The 19,255-nt window shown below is 58.1% G+C and carries 18 protein-coding genes and 1 pseudogene; 9 read left to right on the forward strand and 10 right to left on the reverse strand.

Features of this window, described 5'->3' with window-relative positions; all coding sequences use genetic code 11:
• Positions 1-15: 15 nt before the first annotated feature.
• From ABGI63_RS13670 to ABGI63_RS13685, 5 genes are read left to right on the forward strand one after another with little or no spacing between them, the layout of a single operon-like run.
• The gene (locus ABGI63_RS13670) at positions 16-648 is read left to right on the forward strand and encodes an SLATT domain-containing protein (protein ID WP_349742944.1); all 633 of its coding nucleotides are present in this window, start codon (positions 16-18) and stop codon (positions 646-648) included.
• Positions 645-1,946 carry a nucleotide-binding domain-containing protein gene (locus ABGI63_RS13675; RefSeq protein WP_349742945.1) on the forward strand — a complete coding sequence of 434 codons (1,302 nt, stop codon included), beginning with the start codon at positions 645-647 and terminating at the stop codon, positions 1,944-1,946. The genes ABGI63_RS13670 and ABGI63_RS13675 overlap by 4 nt, the downstream gene beginning before the upstream one ends.
• A gap of 34 nt (positions 1,947-1,980) precedes the next feature.
• Positions 1,981-2,688: a hypothetical protein gene (locus ABGI63_RS13680; protein ID WP_349742946.1), complete on the forward strand. Its 708-nt coding sequence runs from the start codon at positions 1,981-1,983 to the stop codon at positions 2,686-2,688.
• Positions 2,689-2,744: 56 nt separating this feature from the next.
• Positions 2,745-3,248: a thermonuclease family protein gene (locus ABGI63_RS25885; RefSeq protein WP_432767421.1), complete on the forward strand. Its 504-nt coding sequence runs from the start codon at positions 2,745-2,747 to the stop codon at positions 3,246-3,248.
• 21 nt (positions 3,249-3,269) lie between these two features.
• Positions 3,270-4,019 carry a DUF6710 family protein gene (locus tag ABGI63_RS13685; RefSeq protein WP_349742947.1) on the forward strand — a complete coding sequence of 250 codons (750 nt, stop codon included), beginning with the start codon at positions 3,270-3,272 and terminating at the stop codon, positions 4,017-4,019.
• 13 nt (positions 4,020-4,032) lie between these two features.
• Here ABGI63_RS13685 and ABGI63_RS13690 read toward each other — a convergent pair whose 3' ends face one another.
• From ABGI63_RS13690 to ABGI63_RS13730, 10 genes and pseudogenes are all read right to left on the reverse strand, one after another.
• Positions 4,033-5,739, reverse strand: coding sequence for a hypothetical protein (locus ABGI63_RS13690; protein ID WP_349742948.1), 1,707 nt, complete (start codon positions 5,737-5,739; stop codon positions 4,033-4,035).
• A 16-nt stretch (positions 5,740-5,755) separates the two neighbouring features.
• A complete protein-coding gene (locus ABGI63_RS13695; RefSeq protein WP_349742949.1) occupies positions 5,756-6,496 on the reverse strand; it encodes a hypothetical protein in 741 nt (246 codons plus the stop codon).
• Between the two features lie 3 nt (positions 6,497-6,499).
• Positions 6,500-7,264 carry a vWA domain-containing protein gene (locus ABGI63_RS13700; RefSeq protein ID WP_349742950.1) on the reverse strand — a complete coding sequence of 255 codons (765 nt, stop codon included), beginning with the start codon at positions 7,262-7,264 and terminating at the stop codon, positions 6,500-6,502.
• A 390-nt stretch (positions 7,265-7,654) separates the two neighbouring features.
• On the reverse strand, positions 7,655-8,758 hold the full coding sequence (locus ABGI63_RS13705) for a hypothetical protein (protein WP_349742951.1): 1,104 nt from the start codon (positions 8,756-8,758) through the stop codon (positions 7,655-7,657).
• Between the two features lie 88 nt (positions 8,759-8,846).
• Positions 8,847-9,560, reverse strand: coding sequence for a hypothetical protein (locus ABGI63_RS13710; protein WP_349742952.1), 714 nt, complete (start codon positions 9,558-9,560; stop codon positions 8,847-8,849).
• A gap of 15 nt (positions 9,561-9,575) precedes the next feature.
• A pseudogene (locus tag ABGI63_RS25890) lies at positions 9,576-10,028 on the reverse strand (TniQ family protein); the annotation flags it as partial.
• A gap of 4 nt (positions 10,029-10,032) precedes the next feature.
• Positions 10,033-11,556: an AAA family ATPase gene (locus tag ABGI63_RS13715; protein ID WP_349742953.1), complete on the reverse strand. Its 1,524-nt coding sequence runs from the start codon at positions 11,554-11,556 to the stop codon at positions 10,033-10,035.
• A 5-nt stretch (positions 11,557-11,561) separates the two neighbouring features.
• Positions 11,562-13,847 carry a TnsB C-terminal domain-containing protein gene (locus tag ABGI63_RS13720; RefSeq protein WP_349742954.1) on the reverse strand — a complete coding sequence of 762 codons (2,286 nt, stop codon included), beginning with the start codon at positions 13,845-13,847 and terminating at the stop codon, positions 11,562-11,564.
• Entirely contained in the window at positions 13,844-14,104 is a 261-nt protein-coding gene (locus ABGI63_RS13725) for a hypothetical protein (protein WP_349742955.1), read from the reverse strand. The genes ABGI63_RS13720 and ABGI63_RS13725 overlap by 4 nt, the downstream gene beginning before the upstream one ends.
• 9 nt (positions 14,105-14,113) lie before the next feature.
• Positions 14,114-14,980: a TnsA endonuclease N-terminal domain-containing protein gene (locus tag ABGI63_RS13730; protein WP_349742956.1), complete on the reverse strand. Its 867-nt coding sequence runs from the start codon at positions 14,978-14,980 to the stop codon at positions 14,114-14,116.
• 632 nt (positions 14,981-15,612) lie between these two features.
• Between ABGI63_RS13730 and ABGI63_RS13735 the strand changes: the two genes are divergently transcribed.
• The 4 genes from ABGI63_RS13735 (at position 15,613) to ABGI63_RS13745 (ending at position 19,254) form a co-directional block, all read left to right on the forward strand.
• Positions 15,613-15,924: a DUF6471 domain-containing protein gene (locus tag ABGI63_RS13735; RefSeq protein ID WP_349742957.1), complete on the forward strand. Its 312-nt coding sequence runs from the start codon at positions 15,613-15,615 to the stop codon at positions 15,922-15,924.
• Between the two features lie 249 nt (positions 15,925-16,173).
• Entirely contained in the window at positions 16,174-16,425 is a 252-nt protein-coding gene (locus ABGI63_RS25895) for a DUF6471 domain-containing protein (protein WP_432767418.1), read from the forward strand.
• Positions 16,426-16,440: 15 nt separating this feature from the next.
• The gene (locus ABGI63_RS13740) at positions 16,441-17,217 is read left to right on the forward strand and encodes a hypothetical protein (RefSeq protein ID WP_349742958.1); all 777 of its coding nucleotides are present in this window, start codon (positions 16,441-16,443) and stop codon (positions 17,215-17,217) included.
• 261 nt (positions 17,218-17,478) lie between these two features.
• Positions 17,479-19,254, forward strand: coding sequence for a hypothetical protein (locus tag ABGI63_RS13745; RefSeq protein WP_349742959.1), 1,776 nt, complete (start codon positions 17,479-17,481; stop codon positions 19,252-19,254).
• Position 19,255: the final 1 nt, after the last annotated feature.

The raw sequence follows: 19,255 nt of genomic DNA on the forward strand, positions 1-19,255 counted from the left end.
TCCTCCGGAGAAAGCATGAATAAACAAGAACTCCTGAAGTACATCGCCATCGCTGGGTATGACGTTGGCTTTGGCGCCAAGAAGCACTTCGCCACCTTCGACATCATCGAGAAGGGGCCGGGCTGGCTAGGGTTTGTCTCCATGGTTGGAGGCATTTATGGGCTCTTTGTCCCCTTCTGGTCGCTCACCCACGTCTCTGCTGTGTTTGTCGTCTTTGGGGTCATCTCGCTCTACATCGGCATGTATGGCGCAGAGAAGCAACGCTACGAAGACTGCGGTAAAAAATTGACGCAGGGCTTCCACGACCTCCACGCGCTGTACCGAACTGTTAAGAGCGCGCCGGATGGTGCTGATGTGAGCGCATATGTGCAGCAAGCCCAGAAGATTCGGGCCGACGCACTTACCTGCTGCATCAGTAAGCAGATTTTCCTGTCTGACTGGTACGCACACTTCAAGTTCTTCTGGCAGGCGCAAATCGACTGGATTGACGAGGCACGCCCCTTCCGCTTGTTGCGGGACAAGATTCCGCTCTCGGCATATCTTGCTGTTGCCCTCTTGGTTGTGATGGGTGCAGTTGCGTCTATGCGCGTCACTTGTTCACTTGATGCTGCCGCATCGACGGCGACCAAGGAGGCTGTCAAACAATGAGCAGAAGTCATTTCGAACAGTTCCGGAAGAACCTTGCCGTCCAGAACGAGGCGGATATCTCAACCTCGTATCGGGAGATAACGAAGCGGCTGAACAAGGATTACTGGGATGGCCTTGAGTCAGACTCGCAGCATTGCCTGCAAGTCGGCTCTTATGGCAGGTGCACAGCCATTCACGGCGTTAGCGACCTTGACATGGTCTTTGAATTGCCCGCTAAGGAGCTGGACCGCTTTAAGAAAGTTAAGGGGAATGGTCCTTCGCAGATGCTGCAGGAGGTCAAGCGATGCCTTGAGGTTCGCTATCCCAAGACCAAGATGAGCGGGGATGGCCAGGTTGTTGTGGTGGAGTTCGACAAGTTTCGTGTCGAGGTCCTGCCAGCCTTTTACAACGCGGAGGACGACTCGTACACCTACGGCGACACCCATGATGAAGGGTCTTGGCCGAAGTGCAAACCGCGTCATGAGATTGGCGCCGTCAACGAACGAAACAAGACCTCGAACCGAAACCTTAAGCGCGTCTGCAAGATGCTTCGTGCTTGGAAAGACGCGCATGGGGCTCCGATGAGTGGGATGCTCATTGACACTTTGGCGTACAACTTCTTCAAGGGAAATGCAGACTTCGATTCGAAGTCGTACGCCAGCTATCCGACACTCGTTCGAGAGGTGTTCGCGTTCCTGGCAAATTTGCCATCGCAGGACTACTGGTTGGCGCCAGGTAGCAATCAACGGGTTCCCAGCCCCGGTAAGTTCCAACGCAAGGCCAAGAATGCTGCCGCTAAGTGCCAGGAAGCCTTGGATGCCGACACAGATAAGAAGAAGGAAAAGCTGTGGCGCGAAGTCTTTGGCACGCGATTCTTCCCTGCTATGTCGGTGGAGAAGTCGTATCAGCAGTCTGCGACTTTCCGACAAACCGAGGAGTTCATAGAGGACAAGTTCCCGCTAGACATCCGCTATGACGTGGATATCGACTGCGACGTGTCCAGAGAAGGACAGAACGAAGCGCGCATTCGCTGGCTTGAGAGCAAGTTTTTCTGGCTACAACTGAATCGTAGCTTGCGGTTCTATGTGGTCTCCTGCGACGCTCCCAAGCCGTATGAGGTGTTTTGGAAGGTCCGGAACGTCGGGCAGCTTGCTGAGAACAAGAATCAGATTCGGGGTGAAATCGTCAGTGACGGTGGCCGCCTTGAGAAGATTGAGCGCACGTCATTTCAAGGGCCTCATTTCGTTGAGTGCTACATCATCAAGGACGGCTATTGCGTAGCTCGAGACCGTATTGACGTACCCATTGGGGACCACTGAGCATGCTCTAGGCCTGTCAAGCGTCTACGACTTCATGAAGAATGTTTACACCCCTGTCCAAGTGACCGCGCTTGAAGCCGCGAAGGTCCAGCTCGACACAGCCATCTGCCTGTTCCTTCTGAACGCACACCCGGGGCCAATTCACTCTTTGATTGGCGCGGCCCAAGAGGTATTGAAAGGGCTGGTGGCTGCTCATGCGCGAGCAATGGGAGTGCAACCCCCTGAAACGCACTTGGATGCTACCGAATTGGCGCTCCGAGCAATGGGCACTTCACGATTGAACGATGTCCGGAATTTTCTCAAGCACAAGATAGGCTGCGCGGAATCGACGGTCGCAATCAGCGCCGATATGAACATGGCTTGGATGCTCGACTGCATTCATTGCTTGGCAGCTTTGGGCGAACCAGCTACAGCATTGGTTGAGTTGCACGTGGATTGGGCATTCGAAGTCCACTTCAGGCGAACGACTTTTCCGGCCGACATGGCTCACGAAGATATCCTGAAAGAGCTTTTTTCCGAACGCGGACACCCCTACGGGACTGTGGACGAGACAGTCCTTTGGCTAAAGGCGAAATTGACTGAGCCGCGATTCCAGTCCGTCCCGGACTGGTTCCGGCACGCGGTCTCTGCTTGGCCGGCCAAGGCTGTTGAACCAACACGCGGACAACAACTGTGGGACCTCAAGCCACCTCTGCGGCAGCTATTGGCCGAGCAGACAGACACCAAGCGGCCAAACGGCTGAGCAGGCAGTCCGTGAGACGCTTATACGATTGGCAAGGTCCAGTTCTGGCGTTGTTCGTGGCCTTCTTCGCTGGAGGCTGCTTGCATGTATCGGACACACGGAGCAACTGGGTCAAATGCGCCGAGACATCCAATCACCACGATGGCGACACGTTCACTTGCAAACCAGCGTCTGGTTTCGCTTCTCAATTCGCGGTACGCGTTGCCAGCATCGACACGCCGGAAACAGGCCAAGCCTATTGGCGACTTGCTAGGGTGCGTCTTCGCGAGCTCGCTACCCGCGGCAGTTCCGTCGATTGTTACAAGGTTGACCGGTACGAGCGCCGTGTTTGTCGGCTGAAGACAAGTGACGGTCAAGATTCCGCGGACCTGATGCTTTCGGAGGGGCTAGCCTGGTACCCGGAGGACTACTCACCCGAAGATGCTCCAGCTGACCGTGAGCGCTATCGGCGCCTGCAATCAGAAGCTCAGGCAGCCAAGCGAGGCCTCTGGGCTGAGCCCGACTCCATGCCACCGAAGACTTGTCGACAACGCAGGCAAGCATGGCAGACCTGTCATTGAGCGGAGCACCAGACTTATCCTATGAATACTGTGCTTCCAAAGAGCCTTGACACCCTGCTTAAGAACTTGTCCGAGACGTTCCCAGCTAGAAAGCTGCCGGAGCGAATTCCGTATCCACAGCTCCCGCAATCGGGCCGTCTCACACAGCGCCAGCAATGGACGTCAATGCTATGGTCAATCGACTCGGCCCAGGCGAACGGCAAGCATGCGCTTCGAGGACTGGCGGTAGCACTGTCCCAGGTCATAAGGGCGCGAGCCATCGAGACGCTGGTCATGGATGCCCGCGAATTCCACAAGCCAGCTTGGGATGCCGACGACTTGCTGTGGGATGAGTCACTGCCCCTGAACTCAGCGGGGGATACACGCGCCTCGCTGACGAAAAAGGTTTCCCGAACGCTGTCCGTCGACCTTAACGATGCAGCCGTTTTTCCTTCGCCGTGGGAGCGCTGGCGACTTGTCAAAGCGCTCCAGGGTCTAGGCCCGAAGCGAGAGTGGGGCCCCTGGCGGCAAGACCGGAACCATTTCGGTATCGCTTGGAAGCCATGGCCAATAGTCTGGGTGTCTAACGGCAATCACAGCACGATGGCCGCACTCATCCGGGGTGGCGGCAAGTTCAAGTGTCATGCTGCTTATGACTTCAGCCCCGTTCTGCAGGCCGTGAGGACTGATGGCGTGAGCTGGATTCGCACGGACACTGAGGAACTGCTCGAGCCGGTTCGTTCGCTTCCCATGGCGGGCATCTTTGAGATTGGCCGACGACTCTTTCCCTAGACGCTTCCGCCCATCAGTTGCGCAGCAATGCGCGTAGCAACGAGAACGCCACGATTGCACCCACTACCCATACCCAGCCCGGCACGCTTTTTGTCGGTGTCGGAGGCGGCGTGTGCGTTTGCCTATGCGGCGAGTGTGCCGAGCCTTGCGGTGCAGACGAGGAGGGGCGCTGGGCGGGTGCCCCTGCCGCCGCCGATTGCTGTCGCATTGCCTCCAGAACACGTTGATTTGCCGTCATGGGTGCCGCCGGCGCTGGTGCCGGTGCGGAGCCTCGTCCTCGGGCTGTCGTTGTGCTGCGCGAGCCGGCGACAGATTGTGATGGTCTGGTCTGCATGCCCGCCAACAGTTCAGCGTTGCTGGTTGCGCGGGATGAGGTCTGACCTGCGGGTGCGCCTTTGGAGTTCAAGCGGTACTTGGCATCCTTCTCAGTGAGCCGATGAATTTGCGAAAGGCTCGAGACTTGGATGAACGCCGCAGGGTGCTTTTGCTTCTTGTTTGGCGGTTCGACCAGGCCGCGAATAGAAATCCAGCGGCCGTTCCAGTTCGTATCCGGTTGCTCGCCGTGGGTTGCCAGTGCGTCACTCCAAAGCGTCAGCGACACGCAGCCCGGATAGGTGCCTAAATTGATGAAGGTCATGGGCTTGCCGTATCGAGTCCGCATAGTCCGAACTTGAGTCACCTGACCGACGAGCTCGACCATGGACCCAATGAACGCCGCGAACTTGGCGTAATCGCTGCCGCTGACGACGGGGAACTGGCTGATGTATCCGACTGGCTGCTGCGTTGGCTCCCGTGAGGTTCCCAGAGCCACAATTTGCTGAGGAATGTTCGTCCCAGCGAGGAACTCGGCGAGGGAGGGGATTTCCTGAAAGCCGCCACGGCAGATGCTTGCGAAGTTCTTGGCGTCACGCTGCAGTGCTGGGACCTGCCCAATGTCCGCAAGCGTGGCCGACGCGCCCGGGTCAGCGAAGTCGTTGGCCTTAAGGACAATGACACCTGAACCACTTTGAGAACTATTCCAGATGGCCGGGCGCTCACACAGGGCCCGCAGTGCCAGATTCAGGGCGATAAATGAGAACCGGTCTAGCCTGGAGTCGTACCGTTTCGCATCTCGCCCAGGGTGCTGGAAGTCGCGATGTCCCAGCTCAGCGCTTCCCATTGAAGCGAGCTCAGGGACGTACATCCCGTCATAGTCAATGAGCTGGAGACGCCGGCCCTGTTCGGACACCATGAGGTTGCCCTCTTGGATGTCACCGTGGGCGATGCCCATCTTCTCGAGTTCTTGAGCAAGCTGTTCCAGCGAAGTTCGCAGGTTGGTCAGCTTGGCTTTGTCGGCGTGATGGGCTTCAACGAAAGCGCCCAGCGTGTCCCCAGATGCCCAGGCCATCTTGACCAGCGGAAAGACACTACCGTTGGCCTTGATGCCTCTCGCTTGATACTCAAAGTCAACGAAGTAGCTGGACCCAAGGGACTGGAGCTTCTTGGAGACCGCTGCGTACCTTTTCTCTAGGTCCTTGGCTTCTCGGTGGAAGCAGCGAACTGCAAACTTCTTGCCGTCGACTTCGACTCCATACGTCAGCGCGAAGCCGCCGGACGCCACTGCGGGAGTGCCCAGCATCCCGTTCGTGCGAATTCGGCCACGAGCGAGTTGGGGGTCCGTGAAAGCGATTTGCGGGTTTTGCAGTATCTCCTGGTACTGCTCGATGCTAGGGTAGCCCACAGTCTTCTCCGATGATTCAGCTTGGCTCGACGACCAATCTGACAAGGGTCGAGTCGTCTAGCCGCATGCGTCGCTCCTGTCTCAACTGGAGCACCAGCGCCTCGAAGTCTGCTTCCGTTTGAAGGCTCTCTAGGGCACTAAGCGATGACGGAACATCTGTCGATGCCAGCTCCTTGAGAATCCATTGCCCAACCGCGTCGGTCACCAGATAGACGATGTCTCCAGGCACTACCGTCCAAGTTCGGTCACTGTTGCCTGTGAAGAAGTCCGGCTCTCCGACAAACTGATTGGCCTGGGCAAGGGTCGACAGGAGGTTTGGCCGTAGGTCGAACTCATCTGCAGTTCGATATGGATAGCTGGCAAGCAAGGCCCCGGCACGCACGTGAACAGCCAGGCTGTCGCCGATGGCCAGGATTTCGAAGTCTGTGCCATTGGGACCGAGTTCGACGCCCAGCAGGGTGGCGAAACTCCCCCTGTCGAACGCAGCTTGTCGAGACCAGCTCAGCGCGCTGTAGTCTATTGAGCGGGTGTACTCCGCCACGGCCGCGGCCACCCACGCTGTGCTAACACCCGGGTCGGCAATGTACTTTTGGACCAACGCCTGCGCCCACGCGCGGGAATCGTAGGACTCCGAAGCTCCATCGGACAGCGCCCACCGTTGGCCAGCGACATCTGCCAGCCAAGCGTCCTCGTTCCGATGGGGCTGTTCAGGGTCCTTGGCTATCGAGGCGTAAAGCGATATTTGCAGCTTGGCCACGCACTAGCGGAGCTGAGACGCCCGAGTGCCGATGTCGAAGAAGTCCACGACCTCGCTAGCCTCTGCATTGAAGACGTAGCCACGAGATTCGAAGGAAACCTTGTGTCCTTTCTCCTGGGTGACCTTGATGAGGTGCTCCGGCAAGGGACTCGACATCCTGAACAGCAACTTCGCGAACTCGTCAGGCAGACCAGACTCAGTTGCAGGGAAGCTGATGGGGTTGCCAGCCAGTGCGCTGACATGCAGATTGAGGAGAAGAATGTTCCCGTCGTTGGTGCTGAACTGCTTCAGGGTCGAAGCAAGGCTCTCGGGATTTCCATCCGTTGATTCGCCGTCGGTGACATGCAGGACGGTCGGCGGGTAGCTGTTGGGGTGGGAATCACACCAGGCGGCCAGCACTTCAGCCGCTTGTTGGATTGCCGCGCACATAGGCGTTCCGCCACTGGCGACAGGCTCAAACCACACGGGGAACTTCACCGATTGCTCAATGATACCGCCCGCGCCATCGTCAACTTTTCGTTTGCGTTCTTCGACGCGCAGAGGACTGCGCTCAAAGGCGGAAATCGGATTCAGAACCTGCGCAGCAAGTTCCCCCGCCAGGGCGTTGTTTGCTCCATGCTGGCCATAGCCGATAACGCCTACTTCAAAGTAGTCGCGCATGCCGTCAGACTTCGTGCAGCGGGTGACCAAGTTCATCAGGGTGCGATTGAGCACGTCGGCGACGAACTGCGCCTTAGTCTTCTCAGACGCGGCCATCTTGTCTCCCATGGAGCCAGACTGGTCCACGATGAAGAGGAAAGCAGTAGGGTCTGAGCGTTGGATTGCGGCCTGGTACGGCATGTATTCCCCCCTTAGGTTGTTGAGCGCTTCATTGGCGCAGACTCGACGTTATAGCTCAACCTAAGAACGCCGATTCGATTATGTCGGCCATTGTTCGCAGTAGGAGTGTTCTGACGTCGGTTCAGAGGTCGCCGAGCCTTCTCTGGACTTGGCCTTAGGCGCCAGAACAGGCCCCGAGGGTCTGCACCGTCGGGGCCGGAACACCTTGCGCTGTCACTATTCGACCGCTATTGGCAGCTTTGCGAAACATATATCGGCCACGCCCTTCCAGCGCTGACCAAGGCTGAACAGTCGCAGACCACTCGGTGGGGCGCTAGTTCAGGCTGCCAGCCGATGTTCGTAGTACGGACGGTCCCGGTCATCAAGAATTACGTACAGGGCAGGGAGGTCTGACGCGTTCGGCGTCATCTTGTGGTCCTGAGCCGCGTCGTTTGAAGCCTCATTCCTCAGCGAAGCCTTGCTGAGCATCGGCGCAGGCGAAGGCGTCTCAAGCGCTTCCCCGAGACGCGTCATCAGTCGGTCCCACAGGTCTGTCTTGTTTAAGCGGCTGTTGAACCGTCTTGCCGAGGCGATAGCCGCGGCAGACCAGCTCAGCGCATTCCACCGGATATTGGTGGCGCGCTTGAATAGGACCATATCGAACCGTTCCCGCAAGGAGAATGCCGGCTTGCCACCGATGGGAGGGAATGCCTCAGCGAGGTCGATGCATACGAGACGCCACTGCGCATCCGTCAGAGCGCCGGTTGGGGCTACGAGGGCTGCACGTGGGTCAAAAGTGCACCGGCCATTCTTGGGACGGATGTAGCGAGTCATTTGGGCCTCTTGGACCTCATACAGGATGAGGTGGGTCACGTGGAAGATGTCTTCGATTTCGTGGCCCCAGGCGCTGAAGTTGCAAATCACATCTGGCCGCGTTAAGCCCACGCGGCCCTCTCGCGCATTCCGATAGACGCTCGCCCAGCAGGCGGCCAAGTCCGTGGATGAGTTCAGCCAGGCAACGGTGGCCTTCAACGGGAAATCGTTAGGGTGGTGATAGTTCACCGAGAGGTCAGTAGCGAGGCTCAGCCCTGCCGGATGGAACAGCCACTGGCGCAGCAACTTCTGAGCACCGAACAGTGCGCGGATGAGCGCTTGCGCGGGGATGAGAATGTCGCGTCCTCCGGCCTTTCCACGAAAGATGGCATGAGCCCCATCAGGCGGTAGAGGCAGGGCCGCCAGCGGCCCCTTGAGGTACTCGGCGTAGGTCGCCTGCTGAAGCTCTATGGGGTTGAGCTGAAAGTGGCGCGGTGAACCATATTCGTCGACATCGAGCCTCAAGTCGTCCTTTTCAGCCGCCACCGGGTTTACTCTTCCGTCCTCCGAGACGACCAGCGCCACCATGTCGCCCATCGCGTCCCGAGAAAATCCTGTTGTCCATTTCATTGCTGTACGCCCTTTGAAGGACGTACAGCGAGGCAGATTTAGCCAAACGCTGGGAGATATGGCCGCTGAATCGCGGTCAGACGGATACTTAGAGCTTGTTCCGCATCACGGACCGGACTCTGGGTGTTCCGCCTCGGCCCCAGTTCGGGCGCATACCGGCGGGAGATGCCTTGAGCCAGACGACGAACGCTTGAAGCTTGGGGAAGTCATGGGGATGGTGTCGGAACGAGGTCCAACATCCGACCTGCTTCAAGACGTCGCTTACCTTCACACGTTCGCCGTGCCTGATGGCCTCCTGCACGAGCTTCTTGCCGGCTGCAGCGAACTTGGCGTCCATCTCGACCATGTGTGAACGGCGGGAAAATGCTGGTGTGAAGTCGAGCAGGGGGGTGTCGTACTTCGGCGCCGCTTCGATGAGGCTGGTGAAAAGGAGGTGACGGGCCGCCGGGTTCTCCGCGCACTGGCAGCTCACGAGTAGGCGAGGAATCCAGCGAAGGTCACGTTCAGACTTGGCGAGGATGCGCTGAAACACGGCTCCGGTCATCGAATCTTTTACGAAGGCCTGCAGCCGCATCGAATCGATAGCCCGTCCTTCGGTGATGAGCCCAACTTGGGCCATGCGCTTTCGGTAACTTGCTGCGGTGGGTTCGGCTGCAGGTCCCTCTGGCCGCATTAACGCGGCAAGACTGGCCTGTGCGAGCCGCAGCTCGAATGCTGATGGCCGCCATTTCGGAGTCGCTACCTCGACCTCGTGCGGAAGCACTTCGAACATCACCTTGGCGACAGTTGAGATGGTGGTCACGACGAGAGGGCAGCCATGGATGGGGCAGACTAGCACTCCGGGAAGGTGGTGAGCCCGACGCCAGTAACTGTCTCCCCATGCCACGAGGTCTTGCTCGACACAAACACGGCAGAACCTGCATGTAGTCACGTGAGCCGTGGTCGACTGCATCAGAGACCCAAGGCCTCTCCTCTGAGCCAAGGCGCTCAGTGCGTTGTTGATGGCCCGGTTGTAGGCCGCCTCCGGAAGGAATGCCGTGACGTAGGGGACCATCGTGTGGCACCACACTAAGCGACCCGGACTTGTGCGCCAGGCGCTGGCCATTTCGTGAATGTAAGGAAAGCAGAGAAGCCCCGGCTTGGGGCCTCTCTGTATCCCGCGTAGGTGGCCAAGGACCGCTCCAACTGGAATAGAGACTGCTCGCGCGGTCCGCGTGAGACAACTCGTGAGAAGTTCGTCCGGGCGAGGACGCTCGAGCAGATAGCGCATTCCGTTACGTCGATGCCTGTGCAGTCGCTGGGTTGCACTGAGCCTTCGCTGTGGCCCTTAGGTCTGCGGACGTTAGTATCTTCGGGTCGAGGGTCGCGGCTGCGGGAGCGGACTTCGCTTTCGTGGGACGCCGGGTCTTGCGGGGCCTGCCGGCGGTGCTATCTCCGGAGAGCACTCTCTCCACCTCAAAAGGCAGTGGTGTTTCGCTCAGACACCGGTCCATGACATGCTGCTCGGGAATGACCAAGTCCGGCGCGTGCACCTCAGCAGGTATCCGGTGCTCGTTCAGCACCGTCTCAATGCCGAGAATTACGGTGCGGAACTCTGCTTTCATCACCTCCTGCGCGAGCTCGCGCGTAATTGTCTCGATATCGCTGGTAATGGCCAAGCGCTGAACCGATGCCCAGAGCTTGGTCATGATGTCCGGAATTCCGCCGGTCATGCGGTGAAAGAAGTCTGCCCAATCTTCGGAGTATTCGATGGGGGTTTTCACCCACTGGTACCGAAACAAAACTTTCAAAATCAGTTCGAACTCGCCAGTGACGGCCGCCTCGCTGCGCGTCAGGGGTCCCCAGACAGCGGAGCCGTTGCCGGCAAGACGGCGTGAGCGAGTGAATCGGTTCCCGACGGTATTGAACATCTCCGGTGTGCCTGCCATCAGTAGGGGCATATGGCTGACGTTTGAGGCTGTGATGAGCAGTTTCGTGAGCGGGTTCTCTCGCACGGCATCCTTGGGCGCGCGACGTTTCTGGGTCGCAGCATCTTCACCGTCGACACTTGCTTGGTTCTGGGTCTCATCGACCACAATCATCCCGACACCGTGCAGATAGGCGAGCTGAAGCGCCATCACCAACCTGGTCTCGGCGTTGCGCCCCCGGCCTCCCATTACCAGGCTGTAGTAATTGGCATCGGGAAGAATGCGGTCGAGCTCCATCACGATGGCTGTGGCTAAGGTGTTCACGCTCCTGCCGTCGTAGGCCATCTCCACGACGAGGTACGGAATCTGCCATTTGCCGGTTCTCTCGTGGAAGTAGTACGGTTTAACGGTGTCCGCGATGTGCCGCAGCGTGAAGCTCTTTCCTTGGCCGGACGAGCCAATCAGTCCCATGGACAATTGCGCAGCTAGGTTTCGCTGGCTGAGCTCGGAAAGGCTTCCTGCCCTCAAGAGGGTGGCGAGCCGTTGGCCATTTTCACGGTCGGACTGAGTGCCCGGAGAACGGGGGGCGTACCCCTCGAACATCATGAGCTGCATGGCGCGAGCCAAGTTCACCACGCGCGGCGTGGGAACGAAGATGTGCTTAATTTTGCTCAATGCCATCAGACGATGGGCGACGGACATTTCGCGCTCCTGGGGCGCGAACTTAGGACGGCACGCTAGGCGCTGAATGAGGCCCTCCTCATCCGGGAGTTCAGGGAGTGCCTCAATGTAGGCGTTTCCTGCATAGGGTTCGTATGTCTCTTCGCGGTACTTGGCGACGTTGATGCCAGTGGTGTCGAAGTTCGGTGCAGCGTGATTGATGTTGTTCATGGTGATTAGGCGTTGTCCATGCTGGTGAACATGAGGTCCAAGGTCCTGTTGACTTGAGTGACCTCGTGCGTCATCAGGGCGTTGAGGGTGGGCGAGGCCTTCGCGGAGGCGCCTCGCGCTTCAGGTTGAGCCGGCAGATTTCCGTCGACGGGGACAAGATTCACCGCTCCACCGATGACATGTGAGCCTGCGCCGGTAAGGTCATGCTCCTGCGCCTTCATCGCACGGTGTTCCTCTGCTCGCATCTCCACGGAGTTGCGAGTGCGAGGTCCGAGGCCGACCCCTTTGGTTGCCTTCTTCATCGCCTTATAGGCGGGGATGGTGACCTTCGAGATACGATTACCTGACCCTATGCGTCGCCGCTGGTTCTGCTCCTCGCCCACCGCCTCGCTTTTACGCTGCAGCTTCGTGAGAACGCTGGCTTCTTCGAACGACAGGTTCTTGAACGCGGCAGACTTCGTCGTCAACTCGGCCAAGATGAACTGCCCGTGGTTGTCTGGGTCATCAATGAGGATGCCGTTGGTCGACTCAGGCGAGTAGCGGACTTGCACAGGGAAGTTTCCGCGCAGGGCTGCTCGGGCTGCCCAATCACGCGCCAGGATGTCGTCGAACTTGTAGAACAGGTCGTTGAACCGGACGCCACTTTGCGTGACCGTTGCCGCACTAATGGGAAGCAAATGCGTGCGAACGTAGTCATAGTCGAAGGCGGCGAGTAGGCTCATTTGCTCCTCCACGCCCTGGTTCCAGACGTTCGCTGGCGTCGCCTTGAAGCCCTTGAGCAGTTGTTCAGGGGTCAGGATGCGTCCAGTGCGGATGGTCAAGTTGCGGGTGATGATGCCTTCCAAGTAAGTAACTGCAAGCTGCTTGACCGTAAGGCAGGCGTCTTTCTCGTAGCCGTCCTTTGCTTGGCGGCGAGTGGCGTTCCTAGGCGGGTGATACCCCGGGACTTCGTCTTTGATTTGAACGTGGGTTTCCTTGAAGCCGACCTCCACAGCGGAGCCCTTGCCCTTGGCGCTTTGCGCCGGAAGGTTGGTCACGTCAATTTGCATGCCGTCGCACAGCACATTGCTCTTGAGCTTTAAAGCCTCACCACGGTCCGCAACGATGCGGTTCGGGCAGATTCCCTTCGCAGGGAACGCTTCGGGACGGTAGGTAACTCCCAGTCGCTTGCACAACATCTCCCAGTCTCCGAAGCAACTCAGGACAGCGAGCTTGGCGCCTTCCCAAGAGGGGCTTCCGAGGGTCATGTAGAAGCCGACGATGAGCTTACTGAATCGGTCGATGACGAGGTAAAGGGTGCATTTGCCAAGAATCGTGGTTCTGTCCGCCTCCGCCACGACATAGCAGTCGACGATAGTCGCGTCGATTTCATAAACATCGCCGGGCCCGTTGCAGTCATCCAGCGCAGTTCCCAAAGTCGCCCCGTGGTTGTTCGAGAACAAGCCCTGGGTAACGCGCTTGCGATATCGCTCTGAATCGCTCAGCGCCTTGCGCAAGCGGTACTCAATCTGATGGAACGAGGGGCGCTGACCGAGTGGCGTGAGGACGACACATCCTTCCTCGTCCTCGAGTGGGTTGCCGTCCGCATCCTTCTCGCTGAAGAGTACGTTGAGAACGTGGTCAGTCGTCTTGCGGATAGAGACAATCTCGTCCGAAAGGAACTTCGCGCAACCGATTTCGAGAATCTGTTGCGCAATATCTGCAGGGGGGTTGTAGGGCTCGTAGTCGAGAAGCACGGGCTTGCGACCGCGCGAAGCTCCGCCGTTGACAAGGAAATGAACCTCGGTCGACCCGCGCTCTCCTTTTTTCTCGATGGTCAGGGCATAGGACTTGGTCGGGTCCACGCGCCCGCAGCGGTGGTATTCCCCGTTCAGCGCGTCGCGCACCTGGCCGCGCGACCAGTACAGGCGCAACAGGTCCAGTAGATGCTCAGAAGTCGAACTGACCGCTTTCGCGTGGTCTTTCAGAAGCTTGTGTCGCGTCGAACGGAAGTAAAGCTCGGCGCGCCCCACGACGCCGCTGATGAGCGACCAGCGGTGTTTCTGCTTCCCGATTGCTGAGGGAGCCTTCGAGCCAGTTTGGACAACCTCACGGCTGACCAAGCTCACCTGCTTCTCGTTAAACCAGTGCTGTAGGTCTTCGCGAAGCCAGACCTCTGGCACCGCATTCTTCTCATCCAGCGGATGCAGGACGACGGCCGTTTGGTTGCCTGTAAGTTCATGGCGCACCATGTCGATAAGTACGAGGTCGCGCCCATCCTTGCGCAGAACGTTGTTCTTGACGAGGTTCATGGGTTGCTCCGCTCCGATTCGCTGGTGTCACCCAGAACGAGCGTCAGCGAGGTGACTCCGCTCTTCGTCGTCAACGCCAGGATGGCTGGCTCAATAAGCTGCGCAGCCTCGGAGCGGGCATGAGAGTGCAATGGACGCTCGGGAACGTAGATGTTGAGAGTGGTCATGTCGCACTCCCAGACCTCGTCCGGGAACTGTTGGAGGGTCTGCTGCAGTTGTTGTCGCTGACTGTGGGAAAGGCGATTCAGGGATTTCATGTCGGTTACTCAGTAGTTGTTGAGGAAGGTCTTGATGTGGACGGACTCAGCTTTGCGATTCGAGTCAACCGGCTGCCGGGCGGGACGCTCGACGTTCAGGTCGATGTAAACCCGGCGAGTCCAGGCGAGGTACTTGAAAACGCGCAGCCCGGCGCCGCGCGGCAGCTTGTTGCGCAGGTCAAAGCCCAGCGCGTACTCGTAGATAGGTATGCCGTTGAACTTGCCCTTGGCGACCTCTGCCAACATCAATCGCGGCAGATGGGTGAACAGGCCGGCGATGAGTAGCAGTTCACCCTCGGCGGGCAGCGCTGCACGCAGCCAGTCGATGTTCTTCAGCACTGTCTTGGGTACTGACTGCTCGGTGAAGATGTGGTGCGTGAAGTTGAGCTGATGGCAGTAGGCGCGGTGCAGAGAGAGCTTCTCTAGAACGCGTGGGTTCTCGAGTTGGCTATGCGGCTTGACATCCCATCCCTGCTTGTAAAGGAGGCCGGCGGGGTGGCTGGCCTTAGTAACCAAGGCATCCATGGTCATAACCAGCGGCTCTTTCACTTTCTTGCCAACGACCGGATGGCGGATGCGAAGTGCCTTCGCAGCGCCCAGCGTAATTCCACGGTCAAGCGCGTACTGCTCTTGGAAGTTGCGCATATCGCCGTTGAACAGCGTGACGAGAAGAAGGTCTCGCTCGATGTAGGAGTGGGTATGCACCGCACGGCCGAGTTGGGGAACAGGTGTTCGCGATTGGACGCCGCGCGAGGAGAACTCGTGGACCCGAATAGCGGGCTTGTATGTTTCGGCGCCGGCCATACGGCAGGGGAGATTGAGCAGTTCTTGCCGCGCTGCGGCGGTCATCCGTTCGTTTTGGTTGCTAGAAGTCATGGAAACTCAATGTCTGAAGTCGGAGGAGATTTCGAGGCCCTTCGCGCCATTCGGAGCGAGTAGGGCAGTACGGACGTGGCTATCCACGGCACGTCGCAGGAGCGAAGCACCGGATAGGTGGCGTTCAGGAGGTGAGCGGTTTCGCGCTACTTGCCAGAAGGCGAGAGCTGCTCAAAGCCGCAAGGAGTGACTACGTCACGTAGTGCTGGTCGCCGTCACGGCGCATCAGCATGCGCGGATGGCGGTCGGTGGACCGTCTATTGCGGACTGCTTCGTTTAAATGGTCAGTCCGCCTCGCCTGACGGCGCCTGCGCATGGGCTGCGAGGTATCGCGACCCAAGGGGACTCGCGGCGCACCGGTGTTGCGGTCCGCCGAAGTGGTTTCTTCTAGTTGTCTATGCTCAGAGCTATTGTTCATTTCGTGTCCTTGGTTTCAAGCCAAACCGCTTGGCTCGCCCTTCGTATAGGTCATCACCCATCGCCCACTGCCAAAAACGTCTCCATTAGTCCAAATATGGGCGTTATGGGACAAAAATGGCTCCAGAGGGTCAAATTTGGCGGTTACGAATCAAGCAGGCTGCAAATACCCTCATGTCATGACTTTGAATAGTTCTGACACCGAGTCCAAGGACATGTGGGAGACGGAAGCGACCAACCTTCTGCGAGCAGTCCTGGACGATGCTGGCCTAACTGTTGAGGAGCTGCAAGAACGTCTGGAAGCGATACATGCCGACCATATGGATTTGAAAAGTATGCAGAAGAAGATTCGCCGAGGGACGTTTCCAGCGTCGTTTCTTTTGAGAGTACTGTTCGTAGCGAAGCGCGAGGCGATGCATTCGCCCGATGACCGTGTCGTCCGGCTTGCCAGGAGTTTGGATGTGGGGCCATACCTTTCGCGTTTCGAGTTCGCTCTTGAGCGCGCGTCCAAATCGGTCAAACGATAGGGGTCTAGACGGCCCTCGGACGTTTTTTGCGGCTGAAGGCGCGCAGAACCCATGCCTGATGGCCGTCTCGGTAGAATCGACATCGTTTACTCCTCCCTACTAGCCTCGCTACCGAGAGAATCCTCGGCTACCGTTGGCCCTATAACGCCAGATTGTGCCAGAAAGTTTCATATATGAAACCTTTGTTCCGAAAGTGGAACGGTAGTCGTGCTGACGCATGCTTTGCGAAGTCACGAATCGGAGGGGCAAATGCAGGCTTCGCATGACTGGTCAGACGCCGCGTCTCGCCTGCTCCGGGGCGAGTTGGCCCGCAAAGGATTTACGCTGCGTCTGCTGGCGGAACGTCTACAGGCGTTGGGGCTTGAAGAGACTGAGGGGTCAGTCAAGAGCAAGTTGCACAGAGGCACTTTCAGCGCTTCCTTCTTGCTCCAGTGCATGACGGTGCTAGGCAGAAACAGCCTAGAGCTGGAGGGAATTATCCCAGCGCACCAAGAATCTTGAGGTTCCGAGACCGCGATGACGCCAGATGACGCTTTGGCCCAATTTGAAATTGCGCTCCTGGCAATCTGGCGTAGTCAGGAGGGCGATTCGGCTCCGGGTTTTGGGCTTCTCCCATTGTTCGGCCAATGGCCTTCGCGAAAGACGCCAATAGTCCTATTTCTTGGACTCAGCCCTTCATTCGTTCCGTCTGCGTTGGAGGAGCACTGGGCAGCAACGCATCACCAGACTCCGGAACTGCTTGCGATAGGCCTCGATGCGCTTAATTGGGTTGTTCCGGAGAACGCTGATGGCTGGGGGCAGTACAGAGAAGCAGTTGAGCAATTGGACCGCTATTCCCGCGAAGAGTACAAGAGGTATTACGGCCCGGTCGACAAACTTATGGCGGACACGCAAGCTGACGTTCACCACGAGCACCTTGACTTGTTCCCGCTGCGTTCCACTGACCAAGGCGCGTTCAAAGAGTTCCTTGCTGCAACTGAGGACAGCAACCGGGCCAAGTGGAAGGCTCGAGAAGAGCTTCTTAATGCCGCCCTGGATTTGGTTCGTGCGATGGCTCCGAAAGTCATCGTGGTTGTTAATGCTGCTGCCTCTCGCCTCGTCCGCGATGAGCTTGGTCTTGAACTCCAAACAAACGGGCACCGTTACGCATCCTTAGCGTGGCCAGGTGTCACATTCTTGCTTGGCTCCCAGTTGAGCGGCGGTGCCACTTCTGAGTTTGCTCGAGAGCGATTGGTGGCGGACCTGAGAGATGTTCTTCAGGGTGGACAAGGCTTGATGGCCCGACCTAGCTGAGAGTTCCAGCGCTATTCGGTTTAGACCGTTATCGAGGCATGTAGTGCTTTGCAGTCAGAGGGATTCCAGCGCTCGGCATCCGTCGGCATGTGATGACCGCGATGCGAACTTTGAGGGCTGCACCGCAGTCCCATAGTCGCGTCAACGCGCTGGCTCCAACCAAGCTTGAATATGGTTTCGACTCGTATCGAGCACGTGGGAATTTTTCCGCAGGCCTGATTAAAAAATTTACACAGCAGCTACACCGACCAGGGAAAGCGCATGCTTCAAATTGCGACCGGACGAATCTTCGAGCAATCGGCGGGGCGTGAGAACCCGATGAGAGGAACACTGTTCACAAATCTCGTGCTCCCAGGCGGCCCCGAACACGAAATCCGGAGCCCGCTCTTCGGTCGAATCGTGCAGACCACAGAGATAGATGAGCACCCGCGCTCAACGGTCTACGAGTTCACCGAGCGTCTCGAAGATGGCCGTATGGAGCCGGGCGTTGTGATTTCATGGGGTGCCGACGCTTATGTGGAGGACATGGGCGTCCTAGTCAGCTTCTTCTTCGATTGCACATGCTCACGCGACCGAGACTTGGTCAGACGCCTTCTTGCAAACGAGCGAGGTTTGGCAACTTCGTTGCCGCCGAACAAGTATGTGCCGCGGACCTTTGACAAGGCCGTCTACTGTGGGCACGAAGACGCCAAGAGCTTCACGTGTTTTGTCGAACACCTTCTGTGCCTTCCACGTGAGAAATACCGTAACGTCATTCAGGTCATCCGCACGCACGTCACCGGGATGCAAAGAATCGGTGACGACTTGGACCTCGCCTACACGCTGCTGGTCGCGTCCGCCGAGACGCTAGCGACGCGCTTCGTTAAAACAACTACCTGGGCGGATTTGCCTGAAGAAAAGCGACGAGCAGTGGATGGTGCTCTCGAAGGGGCACATGAACTCGTTGCAAGCAGAGTTCGCGACGCGTTGGTGAAGGTGGAGCACGCGTCGATTGGTCCGAAGTTCCGGGCGTTCATGGCAGAGTACCTCGGCGACGCCTACTTCCGCGGCCCTTTCAAACAGCATTCTCATCCGATAGGAAGAAGCGAACTTGGGCAGGCGTTGGCCAGTGCCTACGAGGCTCGCTCAAAGTATGTGCACGAGCTTAGGCCACTTCCCAAATTGTTGATGAGCGGGGGGCCGGTCATGCAAACGATGCTCATTGACAGGAAGCGTATGTTCACGCTTCATGGGCTTGCCCGCATCACACGGCATGTCATCAAGAGCTACGTTCTCGCGCAGGAAACGGTTGGCCCTCAGCCGTCAAGCTACCGGGAAGACATTCCTGGCATTCTGTTTGCACCGCTCGCGCCATCCTGCTGGATAGCGACCGTCGACAGCAACCTGGGGGCAGATAGCCAGAAGAAGTTCGAAGGATTCCTAGAAGAGCTTATCTACGCGCTGATGCGATACGAAGGTCATACGGTCACGGACCTTCGGGCGGTGTTGCACCGGTTTCTCCTTGAGGAACCGGATATGAAGCCTAGCGACAGACTTGCGTATTACGCAATCCTCTTCCTTTTCAATAGATACGCCGGCACGGCACGGGTGCACATTCCAGCCGCTGCCGAGAAGAGAATGCTTGCGGTGCTGAACGCTCCAAGCATCGCGGCTCAAATCGTGCACGCCGTGGCAGGTGAACCTCCCGACTGGCCGCTTCAAGAACAGGTGACCCTCTTTCGGCGATACCAGGAGCGCCGGACCTGGAAGAAGGAGTTACGTATCGAGAGACCGCTCGAAGCAGCGCTGCTGTTGGAGCTCGCTGAGAGATTCCGACAGTCCGACCAACCGCTCGTCTGCAATAACTTCCTTGTCGAGGCCGCCGATACCTTTCCGGAACACCTCGGTCTTCGGGAAGTTGCTGACCGTGGAGCAACTGACCAACCAATCCGTTGGTGGAGCATCCTGCCGTTGCCTCGCACTGAGTCCAAGCCTACAGCTCCGCGCAAGAAACGACGTGTTCTATCTCCGCGCGCACGTTGGGTGGCGCAGCGCTGAG

The organism is Roseateles cavernae (assembly GCF_040187885.1).
In the GTDB taxonomy this organism is placed as follows: Bacteria; Pseudomonadota; Gammaproteobacteria; order Burkholderiales; family Burkholderiaceae_C; genus Roseateles_E; species Roseateles_E cavernae.

Bases quoted from the DNA above. Each gene is read 5' to 3' on its own strand.
- ABGI63_RS13670 (WP_349742944.1), top strand. From the start codon at position 16: ATGAATAAACAAGAACTCCTGAAGTACATCGCCATCGCTGGGTATGAC.
- ABGI63_RS13675 (WP_349742945.1), top strand. From the start codon at position 645: ATGAGCAGAAGTCATTTCGAACAGTTCCGGAAGAACCTTGCCGTCCAG.
- ABGI63_RS13680 (WP_349742946.1), top strand. From the start codon at position 1,981: ATGAAGAATGTTTACACCCCTGTCCAAGTGACCGCGCTTGAAGCCGCG.
- ABGI63_RS13685 (WP_349742947.1), top strand. From the start codon at position 3,270: ATGAATACTGTGCTTCCAAAGAGCCTTGACACCCTGCTTAAGAACTTG.
- ABGI63_RS13700 (WP_349742950.1), bottom strand. From the start codon at position 7,264: ATGGGAGACAAGATGGCCGCGTCTGAGAAGACTAAGGCGCAGTTCGTC.
- ABGI63_RS13705 (WP_349742951.1), bottom strand. From the start codon at position 8,758: ATGAAATGGACAACAGGATTTTCTCGGGACGCGATGGGCGACATGGTG.
- ABGI63_RS13715 (WP_349742953.1), bottom strand. From the start codon at position 11,556: ATGAACAACATCAATCACGCTGCACCGAACTTCGACACCACTGGCATC.
- ABGI63_RS13720 (WP_349742954.1), bottom strand. From the start codon at position 13,847: ATGAACCTCGTCAAGAACAACGTTCTGCGCAAGGATGGGCGCGACCTC.
- ABGI63_RS13725 (WP_349742955.1), bottom strand. From the start codon at position 14,104: ATGAAATCCCTGAATCGCCTTTCCCACAGTCAGCGACAACAACTGCAG.
- ABGI63_RS13730 (WP_349742956.1), bottom strand. From the start codon at position 14,980: ATGACTTCTAGCAACCAAAACGAACGGATGACCGCCGCAGCGCGGCAA.
- ABGI63_RS13735 (WP_349742957.1), top strand. From the start codon at position 15,613: ATGTGGGAGACGGAAGCGACCAACCTTCTGCGAGCAGTCCTGGACGAT.
- ABGI63_RS25895 (WP_432767418.1), top strand. From the start codon at position 16,174: ATGCAGGCTTCGCATGACTGGTCAGACGCCGCGTCTCGCCTGCTCCGG.
- ABGI63_RS13740 (WP_349742958.1), top strand. From the start codon at position 16,441: ATGACGCCAGATGACGCTTTGGCCCAATTTGAAATTGCGCTCCTGGCA.
- ABGI63_RS13745 (WP_349742959.1), top strand. From the start codon at position 17,479: ATGCTTCAAATTGCGACCGGACGAATCTTCGAGCAATCGGCGGGGCGT.